General features: G+C 37.4%; 5 protein-coding genes. All 5 read right to left on the bottom strand.

Annotated features, from left to right (window positions below):
- Positions 1-133: 133 nt before the first annotated feature.
- Positions 134-793, bottom strand: a complete 660-nt coding sequence (locus VJJ26_01900) for a hypothetical protein (GenBank protein ID HLC06919.1) — start codon at positions 791-793, stop codon at positions 134-136.
- A gap of 88 nt (positions 794-881) precedes the next feature.
- Positions 882-1,499 carry a hypothetical protein gene (locus VJJ26_01895; GenBank protein HLC06918.1) on the bottom strand — a complete coding sequence of 206 codons (618 nt, stop codon included), beginning with the start codon at positions 1,497-1,499 and terminating at the stop codon, positions 882-884.
- Positions 1,500-1,576: 77 nt separating this feature from the next.
- Positions 1,577-2,704, bottom strand: a complete 1,128-nt coding sequence (locus tag VJJ26_01890) for a glycosyltransferase (protein HLC06917.1) — start codon at positions 2,702-2,704, stop codon at positions 1,577-1,579.
- 90 nt (positions 2,705-2,794) lie between these two features.
- Complete coding sequence (locus VJJ26_01885) at positions 2,795-3,454, bottom strand: transaldolase family protein (protein HLC06916.1); 660 nt, start codon at positions 3,452-3,454, stop codon at positions 2,795-2,797.
- 62 nt (positions 3,455-3,516) lie between these two features.
- A complete protein-coding gene (locus VJJ26_01880; protein ID HLC06915.1) occupies positions 3,517-4,206 on the bottom strand; it encodes a hypothetical protein in 690 nt (229 codons plus the stop codon).
- Positions 4,207-4,332 lie beyond the last annotated feature (126 nt).

Genomic DNA, 4,332 nt, shown 5'->3' with positions numbered 1-4,332 from the left:
AAAAAACCAGCTGCAGCTAGATGGCATTGGCTCAGATGAAGATGGTGAATTTTAGTAAAATAACAGTTTAATACTTTAGTTGGCACCCCTAGGGGGTGCTACAAGCCGTCAAGCTCCCCGCTCGACGGGGACGTTATGACTCATTAATTATAAAAGTGCGAGCGGTGCTTTCTGCAGGATTTGTAGCTGTTATGTAAAAAGGCATTATTGCTGGAAATGTTGCTGCATCAAAGGGTTCTTCTGATCTAATAAATACTTCTGATTTGTCTAACAAAGTAGAAATAACAATTTTGTATACATGGTTGTCAGGTGTTTTATTAACACAAGTTATTTGTGTAATATCTCCTAATAAAACATTTTTAATATCGGTTGGTATGGTTCCAGAAATGTGCAGTAAATTATATAAAATTTTATCTGAGTAATCTTCATTTGAGAATAAAAGAGTGGCTGGCATTTTTGGTGAAGGGGTGTTTGGTCTTGATCCTGATGTTGAATCTGGTTGCTTTAGGTTACGTGGTGATTGGCCTAATTCCGTAAGAGCAGCGGTAAGGTCTGCTAGATTAATGGGCTTCTCTTTTTTTGAAGGACTTCTTGATCCACTTCCAGATGAAGGAGGGGTTCCCATTGGAGGTGTTTTGGAATCTTTTTTGGGAGTTTCTGATCCAGTCGTGCCTTCGTAGCTTGTAACACTTGTTGAAGAAGAATCATCTTTTGGAGCATCCATTCCAAATGTTAGATTACAAACACCAACTAGTCCAAAAAGAATAACATGAAAAATTACTTTGTTTTTCATAGAGCATCTTTCCTTTTTTTATAATTAAAAATATGAGTGATATTCGTCACTATAATATTTTGTTTGGAAAAATCAAAATATAAGTTTATTAACGGTGCGAATTGCTGTAGACCATAAATAAACCTAACAAAGCTGCTGCTCCGGTAAACATACATAATCTCTCAGGAGTTATTCCAAAGAGTTCACAAGCAATCCAGAAAGAAATAAGACGATCCGTTGTGGATGATTGAGAGGGAGCGGCGCCCAGCGATTGCCAAATCTGTTTTCTTAGGTCTGAGTTTTTTAAGTCAACTTCTACAAAGAGAGTTTCTGAACCATCATTTTTCTTTAGCTCTATACCGTATTCTTCTTGACGTGCATTATGGTTTGGCTGTTGATTTTGTTCAATTGCATTGGCTGCACAACATAGATTTCTCCAATTAAAAGCGGTTGCTGTGTTCGAAAGATCAAGTACAATCCGTTTCAGTACGGTGTGTGGGGAATTTCCATCGAATAGGAATATGTCTAATATTTTTTTTTGATCAGATTGTTCGTCACTATGAGGAGTTACATTCCGTAATTCCCACTGAGGAACAGGATGTGAGTTCTTTTCAGTATGGTAGGATACGATGGTATAGGGATTTGGTTCTTGATCCATTCCATGTATTGCGCTAGAAGCACTCAGTAAGCCGAAAATGGCAATAGGGAAAATCAGAGAGTTTTTCATAAAGGTACCTGATATAAAGTTAAAATGTACTAAAAATTATGTACGAGGATAATGTTTTATCTTAGAAAATACAATTTTTATGAAATTTGTTCGGTATAAAATTCTACTAATTGCTTTATGATAGTTGCTGAATAATAACGTTGTCCTGTTTTGAATGAATTATATTGTAATTGTTGTAGTAGTACAGGATTGTGCTCAATGGCGATAATCTTTTCTGCTGCATCTTTTGCGCTTTCGACAATAAAGCCGTTTATTCCGTTCATGATAATGTCACGTTGTCCGGGACCATCAAGAGCTACAACTGGCACTCCCTGTGACATGCTTTCTGCAAGAACAATTCCTTGAGTATCTGTTTGTGAGGGGAAAATGAATAGATCTGCATTGCAATACAGTGCTAATAAGTTTTCCAGAGTTGGTTTATGAATAAATCGTACGCGTGTTGGGCACAGCTGCAATGTGTCAAATGCTAATACTTGTAGTTTTTTATAATCAGCACCATAACCAACAAGTATAAGACGAAAATTGTTTGGTAATAATTGAATTACATCAAACACAAACGGAATGTTTTTTTCGGGTACAAATCTACTAACAAGTAACAATTCAAAATATTGAGATTTTTTTGTTTGTGTTTTAGTGGTTGTAAAACCAGTAAAACATTCTCGTAGTGGGCTAGGAATAATTGTAATGGCAGCAGTTATGTTGTGTGATACTAGATAATTTTTAACATTTGTACTTGGTGCAATGATGGCATCTACCTTGTTGCAAAATCGGTGTACAGTAGTGCGAATGATTGGTTGCAAACACACTTGTGGCAGCGGAACATAGTGTGCATAGTGTTCATACATTGTATGATACGTAAATACGCAGGGGATACTGTGCTTACGTGCAGCACGTAGTGCGCTTGCTCCCAGTAAAAAAGGATGATGAATATGTACAATATCGGGCTTATGTTTTTTAATTAATGTGGTTATTGCATGTGTTGGACGCCACGGGATTGCCATGTGATTTTTTTTGTACATGAATTTAATAGGGCAGGGAATGCGAATAACATAATCGGGATCATCATGTTTTTTCCCTAAAAAGTTGAGCGTTATAATAAAAACATAGTGGCCCTGTTTACGTAAAGCATTGGTTGTAGCTGTAATGGATTGAATGACACCGCCTGAGTAAGGGGTGTAATTATTAGTTACAAAAAAAATACGCATGATTTTTGCTGTGAGACTAATTTCTAAAATAACAAATACAAGTTCAGTTCTTAGCCGCGCTCATCCTGAACTTGTTGAAGGATCAAGCGCTTATGGAAATTGCGAAATATTAAGTTTGTTCCAGTCAGCTAAAAATTGTGCCATACCTTTATCAGTTAACTGGTGTGCAAGTGATTGTTCAAACACTGCTATTGGTAGTGTAGCAATGTCGGCACCTGCCATAAGTGCTTTTTCAAAATGATGTGTATCGCGGATTGATGCTGCAAGTAGTTGTGTCTCAAATCCGTACCAATCAAGCATATGACGTAATTGCTTAATTAATTCAATACCATCAGCCCCGATATCATCTAGTCTTCCAACAAAGGGAGAAATATAAGCTACGCCAAGTTTTGCCATCATTAATCCCTGCGCAAGAGAAAACACTAACGTAATATTGAGTGTAATGCCTTCTTCGACAAGTTTTCTGATGACAGAATAATAGTGCGCATGACAAGGAATTTTTACTGCAATGTTGTCTGATAATGATGCAATTTTGCGTGCTTGCAGATACACAGATTCTGGATCAGTTTCTACCACTTCAACACTAATAACACCCAATGGTACTATATCGCAAATAGTGAGAACTGTTTGTGTTGGGTTGCCACCTTCTTTACTTAAATGGGTAGGATTAGTGGTAACTCCATCGATAAGGCCGGTTTGAGCCCATTGTGTAATGAGCTCAATGTTTGCAGTGTCTAAAAAAATTTTCATACTTCAAAGGTTACCTATGCATTATAAAAGTATCAAGAAAAATCACAGGTAGTTGTAAGCAACTATAGTTCAGCGCGAAATTTTGACACATATGTATCAAATATTTGTGCCATGTCGCTCGGTAAACGATCCATACAATAAAGTAGCATCAACAATGCAACAAAACTCATACCTGTTCCGGTGATTGTCATAAATAGTGGGTGTTGCTGAAAGAATGTTTTTTTATCAGCAGAGCTAACTACAGTTATTTTTGGTTCAGTCTGTTTTGGAATGCTTTGTGTGGTTGTCTCCTCAGGAATTTCACTCGATGGTGATTGTGTGAGTACATCAGTGTGCAATGGAGCTCCACTTAAAAATTGTTTAAGAGCTTCATCAGATGGTAGTTTTGTAAGAATATCATCTTGAGGCGTAGAATTGTCAGAATACTCCGTACCATCAGGGTATAATACTTCTACTTTTGTTCTTTTGAGGTAGTCAGACTCAGAGAGGATTTTTTTGGCATCTCTTGTTATATCCTCGCTATTAGAACCATTTTCAGAATAACTACCAGAGTGGCTTAACGGTGAAGCGGAGCCGCTAGAATGACTGGAGTCGTCTGTAGAAGAACCTAACGGTGACGTAGGGTCGCTGCCTGCAGAAGCGCGTAAGTCGGCTATTCCTTTTTGCGCTGCGTCTGCTTCTGCGAATTGCTCTGTAAGATCAACAACATTTCTGCGAATTTTATCTCGTCTTTCTTCTTTTTTAGAGCCCATCCCTAAACTCAAATTTTATTAGAAACAATGATTGCGGCAGCAAATTGAGAAAAAGCGAGATAATTTTTGATGGATTTTGAGTATCGCACAAAAATGGATCTAAACTGATTCATCCAAGAATGAACG

The organism is Candidatus Babeliales bacterium (assembly GCA_035288105.1).
Taxonomy (GTDB): Bacteria; Babelota; Babeliae; order Babelales; family Vermiphilaceae; genus SOIL31.
Note: the sequence above shows the minus strand (reverse complement) of the source record. Positions and strands in the feature narration are given on the sequence as shown.

Bases quoted from the DNA above. Each gene is read 5' to 3' on its own strand.
- VJJ26_01900 (HLC06919.1), bottom strand. From the start codon at position 793: ATGAAAAACAAAGTAATTTTTCATGTTATTCTTTTTGGACTAGTTGGT.
- VJJ26_01895 (HLC06918.1), bottom strand. From the start codon at position 1,499: ATGAAAAACTCTCTGATTTTCCCTATTGCCATTTTCGGCTTACTGAGT.
- VJJ26_01890 (HLC06917.1), bottom strand. From the start codon at position 2,704: ATGCGTATTTTTTTTGTAACTAATAATTACACCCCTTACTCAGGCGGT.
- VJJ26_01885 (HLC06916.1), bottom strand. From the start codon at position 3,454: ATGAAAATTTTTTTAGACACTGCAAACATTGAGCTCATTACACAATGG.
- VJJ26_01880 (HLC06915.1), bottom strand. From the start codon at position 4,206: ATGGGCTCTAAAAAAGAAGAAAGACGAGATAAAATTCGCAGAAATGTT.